This window comes from Ligilactobacillus apodemi DSM 16634 = JCM 16172, from assembly GCF_001434405.1.
GTDB classification, from domain to species: Bacteria; Bacillota; Bacilli; order Lactobacillales; family Lactobacillaceae; genus Ligilactobacillus; species Ligilactobacillus apodemi.
In genome coordinates, this window is sequence record NZ_AZFT01000030.1 from 65,943 (window position 1) to 81,605 (window position 15,663).

The 15,663-nt window shown below is 40.5% G+C and carries 12 protein-coding genes; 2 read left to right on the forward strand and 10 right to left on the reverse strand.

Annotated features, from left to right (window positions below; genetic code table 11):
- Nucleotides 1–138: 138 nt before the first annotated feature.
- The 8 genes from FC32_RS02530 to FC32_RS02565 all read right to left on the reverse strand — a co-directional run bounded on the left by FC32_RS02530 (nt 139) and on the right by FC32_RS02565 (nt 9,390).
- The gene (locus tag FC32_RS02530) at nt 139–1,086 is read right to left on the reverse strand and encodes a Dyp-type peroxidase (protein ID WP_025087379.1); all 948 of its coding nucleotides are present in this window, start codon (nt 1,084–1,086) and stop codon (nt 139–141) included.
- Nucleotides 1,087–1,154: 68 nt separating this feature from the next.
- The gene (locus FC32_RS02535) at nt 1,155–2,915 is read right to left on the reverse strand and encodes a glycoside hydrolase family 13 protein (protein ID WP_025087380.1); all 1,761 of its coding nucleotides are present in this window, start codon (nt 2,913–2,915) and stop codon (nt 1,155–1,157) included.
- A gap of 14 nt (nt 2,916–2,929) precedes the next feature.
- Nucleotides 2,930–4,588: an alpha-glucosidase gene (locus FC32_RS02540; protein ID WP_025087381.1), complete on the reverse strand. Its 1,659-nt coding sequence runs from the start codon at nt 4,586–4,588 to the stop codon at nt 2,930–2,932.
- An 80-nt stretch (nt 4,589–4,668) separates the two neighbouring features.
- Nucleotides 4,669–5,541 carry a LysR family transcriptional regulator gene (locus FC32_RS02545; RefSeq protein WP_025087382.1) on the reverse strand — a complete coding sequence of 291 codons (873 nt, stop codon included), beginning with the start codon at nt 5,539–5,541 and terminating at the stop codon, nt 4,669–4,671.
- A 138-nt stretch (nt 5,542–5,679) separates the two neighbouring features.
- Complete coding sequence (locus FC32_RS02550; protein WP_025087383.1) at nt 5,680–5,994, reverse strand: carboxymuconolactone decarboxylase family protein; 315 nt, start codon at nt 5,992–5,994, stop codon at nt 5,680–5,682.
- A gap of 15 nt (nt 5,995–6,009) precedes the next feature.
- The gene (locus tag FC32_RS02555; protein ID WP_025087384.1) at nt 6,010–6,423 is read right to left on the reverse strand and encodes a cupin domain-containing protein; all 414 of its coding nucleotides are present in this window, start codon (nt 6,421–6,423) and stop codon (nt 6,010–6,012) included.
- A 165-nt stretch (nt 6,424–6,588) separates the two neighbouring features.
- Nucleotides 6,589–7,317 (reverse strand): DUF975 family protein, encoded by a 729-nt coding sequence (locus FC32_RS02560; protein WP_025087385.1) that lies wholly within the window; start codon nt 7,315–7,317, stop codon nt 6,589–6,591.
- 144 nt (nt 7,318–7,461) lie between these two features.
- On the reverse strand, nt 7,462–9,390 hold the full coding sequence (locus FC32_RS02565) for a sucrose-specific PTS transporter subunit IIBC (protein WP_025087386.1): 1,929 nt from the start codon (nt 9,388–9,390) through the stop codon (nt 7,462–7,464).
- Between the two features lie 220 nt (nt 9,391–9,610).
- On the opposite strand from FC32_RS02565, the gene FC32_RS02570 reads away from it, so the two are divergent.
- Nucleotides 9,611–11,104 carry a sucrose-6-phosphate hydrolase gene (locus FC32_RS02570; protein WP_056957247.1) on the forward strand — a complete coding sequence of 498 codons (1,494 nt, stop codon included), beginning with the start codon at nt 9,611–9,613 and terminating at the stop codon, nt 11,102–11,104.
- A 14-nt stretch (nt 11,105–11,118) separates the two neighbouring features.
- The gene (locus FC32_RS02575; protein ID WP_025087387.1) at nt 11,119–12,111 is read left to right on the forward strand and encodes a LacI family DNA-binding transcriptional regulator; all 993 of its coding nucleotides are present in this window, start codon (nt 11,119–11,121) and stop codon (nt 12,109–12,111) included.
- Between the two features lie 60 nt (nt 12,112–12,171).
- Here FC32_RS02575 and FC32_RS02580 read toward each other — a convergent pair whose 3' ends face one another.
- A complete protein-coding gene (locus FC32_RS02580; protein WP_025087388.1) occupies nt 12,172–12,981 on the reverse strand; it encodes an endonuclease/exonuclease/phosphatase family protein in 810 nt (269 codons plus the stop codon).
- A gap of 72 nt (nt 12,982–13,053) precedes the next feature.
- Nucleotides 13,054–15,252 carry a PTS transporter subunit IIBC gene (locus tag FC32_RS02585; protein WP_025087389.1) on the reverse strand — a complete coding sequence of 733 codons (2,199 nt, stop codon included), beginning with the start codon at nt 15,250–15,252 and terminating at the stop codon, nt 13,054–13,056.
- Nucleotides 15,253–15,663: the final 411 nt, after the last annotated feature.

Below are 15,663 nucleotides of genomic sequence, written 5' to 3' on the forward strand. Positions count from 1 at the left end.
AATATTTACTATTATTATAGCTCAATTAGAGCGCAACCTACAAACCCTTTGCGAACAACATTTTTCTGCTCGAAGATAGTATAAAAGGCCACTCACAAGCACCGTGAGTAGCCTTTAACTTAACTAGATAAATTTTAATTATGCAGTATATTCACCATCAGCAATTTTATTTAAGACGGTTTTAGAAGGGATAAAGAAGCTTTGCCCCGATAAGATCTTAGAAAATGACAACAAAAAGTCATCACCAGCAAGCATTGATTGTAACATCAGCTTCGTTACTTTCCAATGACGAGCATAACCAATAAAGTACGTCCCCGTCTTACCCGAAGCCGGTTCAGAATAAGGAACGTTCATCCGCACGATTTTTTGTTCTTCCCCGTCGATTTCGACTTTTGATACAACGTTATGCGCATTTTTGAATTTTTCTTCATCTTCTAGTTCAAGGTCATTGAATTTTTGGCGTCCGATCGCTTTTTCTTGATCTTCGGTCTTTAATTTATTCCAAAAATTCATATTATGCGACCATTTTTGCGCAAATGCGTATGATCCATTGATAAATTCGGGATCTTCATCACCTACGATCGCATATTGTGAGGCTAATTCTGTTTCAGGGGCCTCGGTCCCATCAATAAAGCCCACGATCGCACGCCCTTCAAAGTAACGAAAGCCCTTAGTTTCATCAACAACAGTCGTAATATCGCGTAAGAATAACATAAACTGACTCATTGCTTCATAAACGACGGCTTCATCATTAGCACGAATGTGAAAGAAAAGATCCCCCTTAGTAGCGGGCATTTCGTAAGTATCACCCTTGAGCGTTTCGTAAGGTTCTAATTCCTTTGGTTTAGGTGCATTAGGAAAAAGATAATCCCACGCTTCACTACTAAAGCCAAAAGAAGCACGCAAATAACCGTCCTTATCACGAATATGCAACGATCTTAAAATTGCTTGGTAGCGGTCAGCAAAAGCCGTGATAACTTCTTGTTCATGCTTACGGTCTTTTCTGTTCAATTCTAAAACCGTAAATTGAACGTGTTGTCCGGCATCTTTCCACACATCTTGTGCAAGTTCTGGTTTAACTGTCATCAGTAATTCCCCCTCATAGTTTCGTCTTAATTTTAGACCTTCCACTATTTTTCCACAAGAATTAGCGCTTAGCTACGAAAAATTGCAAAGCCATTTTGAGCTAATTTATCTTCCGTCAAATTTTGGGCTAACAATAATTTGCCTTCTTGTGGGCAGGTATGGGCTGTTTTTCCTAAGTTAAAGTAGGCACTGACCGTCGCGTTGCCTTCTTTTCGGACAAGTTTACACCAGCGTTTTTCATCATCGACTTCCCAAGTATACGTACCATAACTTAAAATGTGTTGTTCTGTTTTACGTAACTCGATCAAAGATTTCATAAAACTTAACATGTTTTGATCTTGCCGGTCTGTTTCCCAGATCATGCAAGCACGACACGCCGGATCAAGGCCACCAGTCATCCCGATTTCGGTTCCATAGTAAATGCATGGCGCACCAATTTGTAAAAACATCATCGTTAAAACAAGGCGGGCAAGCTCTTTGTTACCTTCACATAACGTCAATAAGCGCGCTGTATCATGGGTATCCATCGAATTTAACATGACTTGATTTGTCGGAGTGCGATAAAGCATCAACTGTTCATTTAAACGTGAGACCATGTCACTTAGGGAAATATTTTTAAAAATCAACCCGTCGCTCAAAGTTTCAGTAAAGGGATAATTCATCGCCCCGTCAAATTCATGCTCATTGACCCAACTTTGGGCGTTATGCCAAACTTCACCTAAAACGTAGAAGTCTTGTTTTAAATGATGGGTCAAAGAATAAAATTGCCGCCAGAAATGATGGTCGATCTCATTTGCCACGTCAAGTCGCCAAGCATCAATATCAAATTGTTTAATCCAGTAAGTAGCGATCTCATAAAGATAATTTTGCACTTCGCGTGAAGCAGTATTTAATTTAGGCATATGTGGCGTGTTCGCAAACACTTCATAAGTCAGATCGTTAGCGACTTCATCGTTATCGGTCTTAGTATAGCTGACCGGAAACTCATTGATATGAAACCACGAAGCAAAGCGCGATTCTCTTCCATAGGTCATCACATCTTGCCATTGCATCGAAAAATCACCTAAATGGTTAAAGACCGCATCTAGCATGATCCGCATCCCCCGTTTATGGGCTTCATCAACTAAACGTTTGAAGGTTTTTTTGTCACCAAAATGAGGATCGATCTCAAAATAATCGATCGTATCGTACTTATGATTGGAATGTGCCGTAAAGATCGGGCATAAATACAAACCGTTGATGCCCAAATCGACTAAGTAGTCCAATTTATCAATGATTCCTTGCAAGTCACCCCCAAAGAAGTTTTGGCGCGTTGGAGCTTGACTGTCCCAAGGTAAAACATCTTCAGGATCATTTTTAGGATCGCCGTTAGCAAAGCGTTCCGGAAAAATCTGGTACCACACGGTCTCTTTGACCCATTCTGGTGGATCGATCCGATCGATCTCATGTAAATAAGGCATCCGAAAGCCCGTCAAAGTTGCTAAACTATTCGGGTCAGCTAAAACGATTTTACGATCATCGTAAAGCCACCGTACTCCTTTTTTATCGGTGAGTTTAAACGCGTATTGCAAGCGATTGAGCTTTACTTTGACTTTAGCAATATAATAATCGTGATATTTAGTCACATACGCTTTGTCCATCACTACCGTTGCATATTCCCAGGCACCGGCATCTTTTTCATTAGCCTTTTTCCCATATGGATCGCCATATAATAGCTCAACTTTGGCAATATCATCATGCTTTACTTTGAGACGGATCTCAAACGCCCCATTTTCCCCTAAATAAGCCATCTCGCTATCAGGTCGATGGTATACTGCTGAAACTTCCATTTTTTCTTTCCTCTCTATCGCTCTAAAACTAGGCTACCATAAGCCTTTAATTGGGCTGTTCCTGCCTTAACTCGGGCATTTTGCCCCAACAAAACTTTTTTGACTGGACCACATTTGAACTCTTGGGGGATCTCGCCTAAATTACAGATTACCCACACTTCCTTTTGGTCTAAAATACGCCGGTAAACGTACAACTCAGCTGACGTATTTTCCAAGATAAAGCGTCCGTGAATAAAGATCTCTTGTTGTTTTAACTGCAAGATCCGCCGATAATACGCTAAGACACTACCCGGATCGATTTCTTGGTCGCACACACTGCGCGTCTTAGGTGAAGTCGCCCATTTCCACGGTTGAACACTCGAAAAGCCCTGATATTTTGACTTATCAAATGGCAGTGGTAACCGGGCCGCCATTTTATGCGCTTTACTAGCACTAGCCAAGATCTGTTCTTTACTCCATCCCTTAGCTTGTGCTTGCTTAGCAAACTCGTTTATCTGTTGGTCTTCAAAATCACTGAGTTTTGTTAGCAACGCCGATTCCATCCCCAATTCTTCGCCATAGTAAATGCAGGGGATCCCGCGTTGCAAATACATTAACGTCGCTAACATTTTAGCACAAGCATCTTTTTGCATCTTAGGATCAAAGCGCGTTAAGATCCGGGGCATATCGTGATTACTCCAATATAAGGTCGGAAAACTAACACCCTCTAAGCGCTTTTGCCACTCTAACATATTTGCCTTAAATCCGGTTAAATCTAACGGAAGGGGTTGTCCGATCCGCAATAAATCAGGGTCAAGACCTGTTTCATCTTCGGCAAAATACCGAAATGTCACAACTGTATCGCAACTCTTTTTTGGTGGCGTCGTGTAAGTCACCGCTAAATCAATATCGGCACTAGCTGCTTCCCCTAAAATAAAGATATCAGGCTTGATCTCATGTAACTGAGCAATAAAGGCTTGCAGATGGGGTACGACCTGTGGCAAATTAGCATAAAACATCTCTGCAAGTTGCGGTTTGTCATCAGAGGCCAACATATCTTGCTCAAAATCCGCTTTAACAATGTGAATAAACGCATCTAACCGAAAGCCATCGACACCATGATCTAGCCAAAATTTGGCGATCTTGACCATTTCTGTTTGGACTCTAGGCTCTTGCCAGTTTAAATCTGGCATTTCCTTTGCAAATAAATGAAAGTAATAGTTATTGTCAGCTAATGGATCTTTTTGCCAGACACTTCCGCCAAAAAAAGATGCCCAATTATTAGGAGGTCCCCCATTTTTCCCTTGATGCCACAAATAAAAATTACGATATTCACTTTCTTTGTCCTGTAGCGCTGCTTGAAACCACGGATGCTTTTCTGACGTGTGATTCATTACAAAATCTAAGATCACGTCTAGTCCACGATCATGAGCCTGTTTGACCAACTCATCAAAGTCGGCTAGCGTCCCTAATTTTTGATCGATCTGATAATAATCTGCAACATCATACCCATTATCCACTTGGGGAGAGACGTAGATCGGATTGAGCCATAAAGTATTTATCCCTAAAGCTTTTAAATAATCTAATTTTTGGGTAATTCCCCTAAGATCCCCGATCCCATCATTATTACTATCATTAAAACTTTTTGGATAGATCTGATAGACGATCCGTTCACTTGGCTTTATCGTTTTCACGCGCATATTTCCCACCTTTCGTTATCCTCTCATAACCTAATCTTATAAAAAAATCAACCTTTTTGCAATCGGTTGCAATATTAAATATTTTCAATGATAAAATCACGAAATCTTTGCGCCGAAGTTGCTAACGGAGCATTTTTTTGCCAAATCAAGGCATGCTTGATCGGGCGAGCGCCTTGGACCGGTAAAAAGACTAATTCTTTGACCGGGCGATTCATATAAGAGCCATAGGTGCAAATGACATAGCCGATCCCATTTTTGACCAATTCTAACGAGTTGCTGAGCAAATTTTGTGAGCCAACGATCTGCAAAGAAGTTTCTGGGATATTAAACCAGGAATTTATTTCATCTTTAATGATCTGTCTTCGTGGCACGATCAGTGGTAATGAGGCTAATTCTTTTGCAGTGAGCGCATCTTTTTTAGCCAATGGTGATGCTTTTGGCACTAATATCCCCCACGTATCGGTCACGCCTAACTCGGTGTAGTTATATTTAGCGATCTCCACTGGGGTCAATAAGATCCCTAAGTCCAAAACGTGACGGTCAAGTTTTGCCCGAATATCATCACCGTCTCCACTGTATATTTCAAATTTTACTTCCGGATATCGGGTGTGAAATTCACTGATCAAGTCAGTCAAAAATTTAGCACCAGTCGACTCAACACAGCCGATACTGATCGTGCCATTTAAGGCAATACATTGTTGCATATCACGATTTAACTTATCAATGTCCGCCAAGATCTGTTGGACGCGTTGTTGATATAAAACACCTGCACTAGTCAAGATCATTTGCCGTTTTTCTCTTTTAAATAACGGTGTGCCTACCGCTTCTTCTAAGTTTTGTAACTGCCGACTTAAAGTAGGTTGCGTAATGTGTAATTCTGCAGCCGCCTTAGTAATGTTGCCTAATTCAGCGATCTTCAAAAAATATTGTAAGACCCTTGTTTCCATGTAACATCCCCCTATTTTTAGTTACTTTTTTATATTTTAATCCATTCATTTCAGGCATGCAAAATTAATTTTAATAGGTATTTTACACCAAAAAAATAAGCCCAAGTAGTCGTTTAACTACTTGAGCTTATTTACTTATTACCAAATTTTTTTAGCAATATTAAACGCTGACCAGGCATTTGGCCAACCAACATAAAAGGCCAATTGCGTGATGACTTCAGCGATCTCTTCTTTGGTGATCCCATTATCTTTAGCCGTTTGTAAATGATATGGCAATTGCTCAAAGGCGCCCTTGGTGATCAAAGCCGTCACAGTCACTAAACTGCGCTCACGTAAGCCTAATTCTTTTTGACGCGCCCAAACTTCGCCAAATAATACATCATCGTTTAATTGCGCAAACTTAGGGGCAAATTCTCCCAACTGGTCACGTCCAGCGGTTTGTTTTTTAGCCATCGTTATTTTCTCTCCTTAGTCTAAATCACTATATTGTTCAGCAGTTACTTTTTCGAGCCATTCACTTGTTCCCTTAGTGATCGCAAGGTGGGCAAACCAACTGTCTTTAGTTGCACCATGCCAGTGTTTGACACCTTCATGGATCACCACTACATCACCAGGATTTAACAATTGAGCTTTTTTTCCTGCTTCTTGATACCAACCTTGGCCTGCAGTTACCACTAAAATTTGGTAGCCATCATGATGGATGTGCCAGTCATTGCGACAGCCCGGTTCAAAGGAAACATTTGCGACAGCTACATCAATATTTTCATCAGGAGCTACTAAACCATTTAAATAGCTAGTTCCCATAAAATATTTAGCGTAAGCATCATTTTCTGCTCCTAAACTAAATAAACCATTTTTTACTTCATTTTCATTGTTAGACATGTTATTCACTCCATCTCAATTGTTGATTTCTTCTTCAACTTTATTGTACTGACTATGTTTTCAAATGTTAAATACCTATCGTAAGTTGATAACTATGCCTAAAACGAATATTTTAATATATGTAAACAAAAAGACACCCGCTTTCGAGTGTCTTAGTTTTTGCGCTTAAGCTGCTTGATAATTTAAGAATTTGTCGCCTGCCAAGCTCTTGTAGTAGGCTGCGATCGTTGTTTGGTAGTATGGAATGATCCAAATAAAGGCGACCCCAAAAGTACATACGCCTAAGATCCACCAGCCAATAAAGCTCAACTGAAGTACGAAAAATTCAAATTTATGCCCCTTCATCAATTCACGACTAAGGGTAATGTAGTCGAGATAGTTCAAATGATTTTCATTGCCACTCGCATTGATATCCTTGTAGATAAAATATGTTTGGGAGTAAGCATATGATTTAATGATCCCTGGAATGACAAAGAGCAAAGTCCACAAGAACGTGAAGATCGTTTGTAAGATATAAAGTACCAAAACTGGGACAAAATATTCTTTAGAAAAAATCGAAAACATCCCTCTAACTGGGCTAAAGTCATTGTTCTTTGTCCGTAACCAGTCGAGTAAGGTATACAAGATACCAGTACCGATAAACGTACTGATCAAGCCCCCAACAAAGCCACCACCTCGGCTACCGCCACCAGAAGTGTAATTATCAATAACGCTACTATCGCCAGTTTCAGCGGCATGCTTAGCCATAACAGCTATTAGAGTAATTACTCCTAAAGCAAATACCCCAACGAGCAACACACCAACAATCGAAATAATATTGAGTAAAATAGCCTTGCCCCAGTTACCTGCAAGTAACTTACGAGCTTCGGCCTTTAGTTCGCTTCTTGTTTTCATAAAGCTTCCCCTTTCCTAATAATTGCTAAATAATATCAACATTAAATAACATTATAATACATTTCTCAGCTAAACTATAGTAATTCATTTTAGGTACATCCACACAAAAAAACAGATGCGAATACTCACATCTGTTTTTCATGCTTACACTGCTGTGATCGCAACTAAATCATCACCGTGTACTACTTTATTAGCGTCGATTCGTTCAACACTTGCGTAATCCATTGTGTTTGTGATGATGACCATTACCGTTGTGTCATAGCCGGCTTGTTTGATGGCATCAAGGTCAGCCGTTCCTAACACATCACCTTTTTTGATTTTTTGGCCTTGGGTTACGTTTGATGTGAAATGTTGGCCCTTTAAGTTGACCGTATCGATCCCCACGTGGATCAACACTTCTGCACCGTCATTAGTCTTGATACCGTAAGCGTGTTTTGTTTCATAAGCTACCGTGATCTCACCATCAGCTGGCGCATAGATCGTGCCATTACTTGGGATCACTGCAGCACCATCACCCATCATTTTAGTTGAGAAAACTTGATCATCAACTTGACTTAAGTCGATCGATTCACCATCAACTGGAGCTGCAATAACTTGATTTTTCACCCCAGAAACTTGCTTAGCTTCTTTTTTTGCTTCTTTAACAGCTTTTGGTTCATCTGGAGCTGCCACTGGAGCTGGATCTAATAATTGACGATGGCTCTTGCCGTAAACATAAGTCAAGGCAAAGGCAAGCGCAAATGAGATCAATTCAGCAACAACATACATTGGAATTGAGGTTGCATTAATCGATAAGAAACCAAGGAAACCTGCAGAACCTAAAGATACCGCAATTACGTGCATCAAACCTGCAAACATCGCTGCGATCCCTGAACCGATCAAGGCACAGAAGAATGGGAATTTATACTTCAAGTTGACCCCAAAGAGTGCTGGTTCAGTGATCCCAAGTAAAGCTGAGACCCCAGCAGAAGATGCTAAACCTTTCATCTTCTTATCTTTTGTTAAAGTCCAGATCGCAAATGTCGCTGCCCCTTGAGCAACGTTAGCCATTGAAGCGACAACAAAGATAAAGTCACCCGCGCCCTTACCATTACTAAAGGCGGTAATAAGTTGAGTTTCGATCGCTGGGAAACTTTGGTGTAACCCAGTCAACACGATCGCTGAGTAAGTTAACCCAAAGATCCCCATCCCAATGAAGCTTGTCGTGTCATATAACCAAACGATCCCATTTGTGATCCAATCAGAAAGTGTCTTCATCACTGGACCAACAACTGTAAATGTCAAAAATCCTGTCAACATAACAGCGATCAACGGTGTAAACGTAAAGTCAACTGCCGATGGAAGCCGTTTGTGGAGCCATTTTTCTAAAACAGATAAGATCCAAACAGCTGCTAAAACAGGAATAACTTGGTAGTAGTAGTTACTTTGCATAACTTGCATGCCAAAGATATCCCATGCTTTACCCGAGATCAAATCAGGACTTGTCATGATCATCCCGATTGCAGCCCCTAAGAATTGGTTAGCGCCAAAGCGTTTAGCTGCTGAGATCGCAACTAAGATCGGCATAAAGATAAATGGTGCTGCCGACATGACTTGAATCATGCTGGATAAGCCTTTGATTGCTGGATACATTTCTACGAGTGCTTGTGAACCAAATAACCCTTTAGAAGTTAAGAAGTTATTTAAAGCCATCAACAAACCACCGGCAACTAAGGCTGGGATGATCGGTACGAAAATATCAGATAAGAGCTTGATAAATGCCATGATCGGATTGAATTTTTTGCCTTGCTCAGCAATCTTCTTTAGATCTTCGGTTGAGGCTTCTTTCAATCCAGTTTCTTTAATAAGTTCATCATATACAAAATTTACATCCCCTGGGCCGATAATGATTTGATATTGCCCATTTGTCTTGAATGTACCCTTAACGTCTGCATTACTGTCTAACGCTGCTTGATCAATGTTATTGTCATCTTTTAGCACTAAGCGTAAACGCGTCGCACAGTGGGCTGCACCCACCATGTTGTCTTTTCCGACCGCTTCGATGACTTCTTTTGCCACTTTTTTGTGATCCATTCTAAGCTCGCCTCCTATTTTTTGTAAACGTTTTATATTTATTATGATAGCGTATTTTTTCTATATGTCAATCGTTTATCACAAAATATTCCAAAAAATTCTTAGACTATTAAATTAAACAAATATTATCTGTTATACGTTTGACACACAATGCACTAAAAGTTACAATTCAATATATAGACAACGTTTTCAAAACAGTAAACAGAAAGGATACATTACTATGGAATGGACTCGTGAAATGCGCTACCGTCCTTATGCCGATTGGAGCGCAGAAACTCTACTTAAATTACAAGCACAAGCTAGCAATTCCCCTTATCAAATGGGTTACCATATTCGCCCTACTTCTGGCCTATTAAATGACCCCAACGGTTTTTCTTACTTTAATGGTCAGTGGCACGTCTTTTATCAATCTTTCCCATTTGGGGCTGCTCATGGGCTCAAATCATGGATGCATCTAGTTTCCGATGATCTTGTTCATTGGAAAGAACTTGGCCTTGCCGTCGCACCAGACACCAAATATGACAGTCATGGAGCCTATTCAGGTTCAGCGATCGCACTTGATGAGCAACTCTTTTTAATGTACACGGGAAATCACCGCGATCAAAACTGGATCCGCCACCCCTTCCAATTGGGCGCTTATATGGACCAAAATGGTGAAGTTACTAAACTAGCAGAACCTTTGATCACTCAACCAGAATATGCAACTGATCATTTTCGTGATCCACAGATCTTCAAACATGGTGAATACTACTATATCATCATCGGTGCCCAAGATAAGGCCACTAAATCTGGCAAGATCGCACTCTTTCGTTCTAAAGGCTTAAAAGAGTTCACCGATCTAGGCTACCTTGATTTTACGGCGGACACAATGGGCTATATGATCGAATGCCCTAACTTAGTCTTTGTTGACGAACAACCGTTATTGATCTTTTGTCCACAAGGTTTAGATAAGGATATCGTCGCTTACGAAAATATTTATCCTAACATGTATCTTTTGGGTGATAAAGTGCGCCTTGATCAAGCTAAATTTGAAACAAGCACTCAGCAGATCAAAAACTTAGATGACGGCTTTGACGTTTATGCGACCCAAGCATTCAATGCTCCCGACGGTAAAGCTTATGCGATCAGTTGGGTCGGCTTGCCCGATGTTTCTTATCCAACTGACCAAGAAAATTGGGCAAACTGTCTAAGCCAAGTCAAAGAGCTTTCCTTAAAGGATGGCAAACTCTTACAACGCCCCGTTAACAGCATGGCTGAGCTACGTAAAAAAGGAACGATCCTCATTCCAAGTGAAATTGTTTCCGGTTCACAACAATTAATTGCTGAAAGTGGAGAGCAATATGAGTTAAAATTAACTTTAGATACTGACCAGAATGGTACCCTTCATTTGGCAGGAAATGATGACCTTTCACAAAGTCTGACACTTGATTTTTCAACCGGACAAGATGCTCAGCTCACCGTTTCACGCGCACATGCGGGACAACAGTTCGCTACTAAATTTGGTACGACAAGAAAAATTGACCTTCCTGCACACCAAACGCTTGAACTTGAGATCTTCATTGATCATTCGCTCTGTGAGATCTTTATCAATGGGGGCGAACACGTGATGACTTTACGCTTCTTTGCTGATCAAGGTCCAAAGCAGATCGCTTTGACTTCTGAGAACGGACCAGTGAATTATCGGGGTACTTTCTGGAAGCTTAAAAGCATCTAGAAAGGTGGAACTCTATGCGTCCAAAATTAACTGACGTAGCCAAAAAAGCTGGCGTCTCAGTTACAACTGCTTCACGTGTGATCAATAATTACGGCTATATCAGTCAAAAAACACGCGAGAAAGTTTTCAGTGCGATGGAGGAATTAAATTACCAGCCTAACTCCTTAGCACGTTCTTTACACGGAAAAAGCACCCATTTGATCGGGGTGATCTTTCCAGCGATCACTAATCCTTTTTTTGCTGAATTAGTCGAACAGATCGAACAAAAGCTCTTTTCTGCTGATTACAAAGTTATCTTGTGTAACGCCGGCTCAGATAAAGAAAAAGAGCGTGAATATTTAAAAATGTTACTCGCTAACCAAGTTGATGGCATCATCGCGGGAGCGCACAATTTAGGGATCGATGAATACAATCGAGTGGGGTTACCGATCGTCTCCTTTGACCGAAGCCTCTCAGAACAGATCCCGATCGTCTCGTGTGATAACTATGCTGGGGGTAAAATGGCAGTCGAAGAATTATACGCAGCTGGGGCACGTCATATTTATTTCCTAGGAAATCCCCATCAAAGTGGCAATCCGACCGATCAACGACTCAAGGGATATTGTGACATGATCGATCAACTAAAACTCAGTCGCCACATCCATACTGTCAGTTTTTCGGAATCACCTTCGCTCAAGTTATTTTCAATCAAAAAATTGCTGACCGAAAGTGTGGCGGATGGCATTGTTTGTACCGATGATCTAACCGCGATCTTAGTTTTACAAGCAGCTAGAGAACTTGGAATCAAGGTCCCTGAGCAATTGAAAGTCACTGGTTTTGACGGAACTACACAGATCCAACTTTACCATCCAGAGCTTTCCACGATCGTTCAACCGATCGCTGATATTGCCGAGGTACTCGTCCAAGTCTTGTTGGAACGGATCAAGCAACCAAATGAGCCTTTAAAACAGATGCAATACGTCTTACCCGTCGAATTTTTACGGCGAGAATCAACGTTTAAAATCTAACTAGATAATAAATAACCCGCGCTAAGTTGGCATAAACACCAATTTAGCGCGGGTTACTTTTTATTTAACGAGACATTCAACTCCAAAGTGATCACTGATCAAGGCTTCATTTTTACCGTCAAAGACCACTTGATTTTTGCTGACTTCAAATTGTTCACTGACAAAAATAAAATCAATGCGTAAAGCTTGTTCATTGCCTTCCCAACCATCAATATCTTTTTGGATCGTTGGTCCACCAATGACTTCTTTAGCAGCTAAATAGCTATCTTTTAAACCTAAGGGGCTATTTATGATCAAATCATGTCCTGGAGTATTTTCCGGGTTATTAAAATCCCCCATGATAACTAACGGAAGCGTTTCGCCCTGTAAGCTATTTTCGAGGCGTGCCCATTCGTCTTTAAAGCCATCTTTCCACCATGAGAAGTGGCTGCTGATCGTCCAGATCTCCTGCCCAGAAACGGTCGTCTTACCCAATAACGCTCGTCTAGTGTGATAATCAAATTCATCATCCATACTTGAAGTTAACACACTCTTAGTCGCAGTAAATGGCTGTTTGGATAACAAGGCGACCCCTTCATGATACTTATCATAACCAATATGATTATAGGTCCAAACAAAGTAATAATTTACCCCTTGTTGTTGTAAATACTCAACTAATTTCAAACCATAGTTATCTTCATGTAGTTGATGTTGATTTTTTAAATCATAATAGTTATTGGTCGTCGCTGGTGAATCTTTTAACTGATTGATCTCTTGTAAGGCGATCACATCATAATCTTCTTTTATGATCTTTTGTCCTAAAATTTTTAAGTTTTTTTGTGGGTCTTCACCTAACCAACTATGTGTATTTAATGTTAAAAATTTTGCCATCAAAATTCCTCCAAAAACACCACTAAGCGGCGTTATGTTACCACACGCCGCTTAGTGAATAATGATTATTTGTTAGACTTCAACTGTTCCAACTACAGTCTTAGCAGCTTGATGTCCTAATTTATCGATCTTAACTTCTTTAATGTCTTGCACATTAGTAAATGCGACAACAATTGTATCATCTTTACCAGCAGCTTTGATCTTATCAAGATCAGCTAAAGCAAGTAAGTCACCCGCTTTAACCTTAGCGCCATCTTTAACTTTAACGTCAAATGGTTCGCCATTCAAGCCAACTGTATCAAGACCCATGTGAACAAGAACTTCTAAACCTGCATCTGTTAATAAACCGATCGCATGTTTAGTTGGGAAGACACTTGTTACCGTACCAGAAACTGGTGCATAAACATTTTGGTTATCTGGTTTGACCCCAAAACCATCACCCATCATCTTTTGGGAGAAGACTGGATCATTTACGTCTTCGATCTTAATAACATCACCGTCTGAAACTGTATGAATTTCTTCAACGACGCCCTTATATTGGATCGTCTTTTCTTCTGTAACTATGCCACTCATGACATCAACTTTAGGAATTTCTACCCCTGAGTCGAGTAAATCTTGAATATCTGATTTCAAAACGTCAGCCTTTGGACCATATACGGCTTGGACACCTTCGCCCTTAACGATCAAGCCCATTGCACCGACACGTTTCCATTCTTCTTCTGAACCAACATTGTTGTGATCTTTAACTGTGACCCGGAGACGTGTCATGCAGGCATCAACGTCTGAAATGTTTTCACGTCCACCAAGCAAGTTGATGATTTTAACAACTTGTGAGTTAGGATCTGCTTTACCGTCAGTGGTTGTAGCAGCGCTGTCACCATTATCACCAGCAGCTTCAATACCATCATAGTTACCGTTACGTCCTGGTGTAGCTAAGTTGAATTTCTTGATCATGAAGTTTGTGATGAAATACATCGCAACCGCAAAGAGCAAGGATACCCAGATAAAGTTAAAGAGATCTTGGCCTAAACCAGCTTTGATCGCCATTGGTGAGCGGGTCAAAAGCTCGATGTTACCAAAGGAGTGAACCCGTAAGTTGATCAAGTCAGCTGAAGCAAATGCCAAACCTTGAACGATCGCATAAACAATATACAATGGTACCGCCACAAACATGAACATGTATTCAAGTGGTTCTGTAACACCTGTCAAGAACACGGCAAGTGCTGCTGAGATAAACATTGAAGCATATTGTTTCTTCTTATCTTCGTCAACATTCTTGTACATAGCCAATGTAAGACCCATCAAGATACCTGTTGAACCGATCATTTGTCCAACTTTGAAACGAGCTGGTGTCCAGTGTGTTAAAACATAGTTATACTTAGTCATATCACCGGCAGATTTCAAGTTAACTAAGTCAGTTGTCCATGCAAGCCACAATGGATCTTGTCCGAATACTTGCTTACCTGCTTGAGCACCTGTCAAGATTTCGTAAGTCCCACCTAAAGAGGTATAGTTGATCGGAATCGTTAACATGTGGTGTAAACCAAATGGTAATAAGAGACGTTCCAAGGTACCAAAGAGGAATGGTGCTAAGAAACGAGCTGTTTCTTGTGAGTTAGCGATCCACATCCCGAAGCTGTTGATACCGTATTGGATAACTGGCCAAATGATAGCTAAAATCAAAGCAACGATCGTTGAACGTAAGATAACTACGAATGGAACGAAGCGCTTACCATTAAAGAATGATAATGCATCTGGCAACTTACGGAAGTTGTAGTACTTGTTGTAAGCTGTCGCCCCAACGAACCCGGCGATGATACCAACGAACACACCCATGTTAAGTGCTGGTGCACCTAAAACGCTAACAAAATAGTCGCTAACTAAGATCTTTGTGCCAAAAATCGTGTGCACATATGCCTTTGTATCAGCAAGTGTTTCGGCAGTTACGCCAAAGACTGTCCCAGTAACAACGTTGATCAAAATAAATGCTAAACCTGCAGCGAACGCACCACCAGCACGTTCCTTAGCCCAACTACCCCCAATGGCTAACGCAAATAAAATGTTTAAGTTATTGATAACACCCCAACCGAGCTGTTCAATAACGCCACCTGTTGTAACTAAAGCTGTCATATTTGGGTCGATCATCGCGATCGTTTTACCGATACTGATCATCAAACCAGCAGCCGGCATAACGGCGATAACCACCATCAAACACTTACCGAACTTTTGCCAAAATTCGAAACTAAAAAACTTTTTGAATTGTGCTTTCAACTATCTCACTCCTTTAAAGATTTTCCCTAAATAACTTGGTTATGCAACCGGTTTATGCAATCGGTTTCATTACATTTTTTATTATACCTACTCTCCTAAAAAATGTAAACCCTTTCGATTGTTTTTTTCACATATTTTTTTAAGATTCTACTTTAAGCCCGTCATTTCGCTATTTGTCAGGTCTTTTTTATTTTTCCTTAACGAGTTATATTTGTAACATTGCGTGCTAAAACAGCAGAAATTTTTTCACTAATACTAACTAGCAACTACAATTTAATTACTTTGGATTTGTTAGACTTTGCAACAGCACAAAAAAGCACCTAGTAACTATATACTAGATGCTTTTAGAACTTAGCGGTCCTAACCGGATTTGAACCGGTGATCTCCTGCGTGACAGGCAGGCGTGATAAC

Coding starts and splice junctions, on each gene's coding strand:
- FC32_RS02530 (WP_025087379.1), bottom strand. CDS start 1,086: ATGACAGTTAAACCAGAACTTGCACAAGATGTGTGGAAAGATGCCGGA.
- FC32_RS02535 (WP_025087380.1), bottom strand. CDS start 2,915: ATGGAAGTTTCAGCAGTATACCATCGACCTGATAGCGAGATGGCTTAT.
- FC32_RS02580 (WP_025087388.1), bottom strand. CDS start 12,981: ATGGCAAAATTTTTAACATTAAATACACATAGTTGGTTAGGTGAAGAC.
- FC32_RS02575 (WP_025087387.1), top strand. CDS start 11,119: ATGCGTCCAAAATTAACTGACGTAGCCAAAAAAGCTGGCGTCTCAGTT.
- FC32_RS02570 (WP_056957247.1), top strand. CDS start 9,611: ATGGAATGGACTCGTGAAATGCGCTACCGTCCTTATGCCGATTGGAGC.
- FC32_RS02560 (WP_025087385.1), bottom strand. CDS start 7,317: ATGAAAACAAGAAGCGAACTAAAGGCCGAAGCTCGTAAGTTACTTGCA.
- FC32_RS02545 (WP_025087382.1), bottom strand. CDS start 5,541: ATGGAAACAAGGGTCTTACAATATTTTTTGAAGATCGCTGAATTAGGC.
- FC32_RS02550 (WP_025087383.1), bottom strand. CDS start 5,994: ATGGCTAAAAAACAAACCGCTGGACGTGACCAGTTGGGAGAATTTGCC.
- FC32_RS02555 (WP_025087384.1), bottom strand. CDS start 6,423: ATGTCTAACAATGAAAATGAAGTAAAAAATGGTTTATTTAGTTTAGGA.
- FC32_RS02565 (WP_025087386.1), bottom strand. CDS start 9,390: ATGGATCACAAAAAAGTGGCAAAAGAAGTCATCGAAGCGGTCGGAAAA.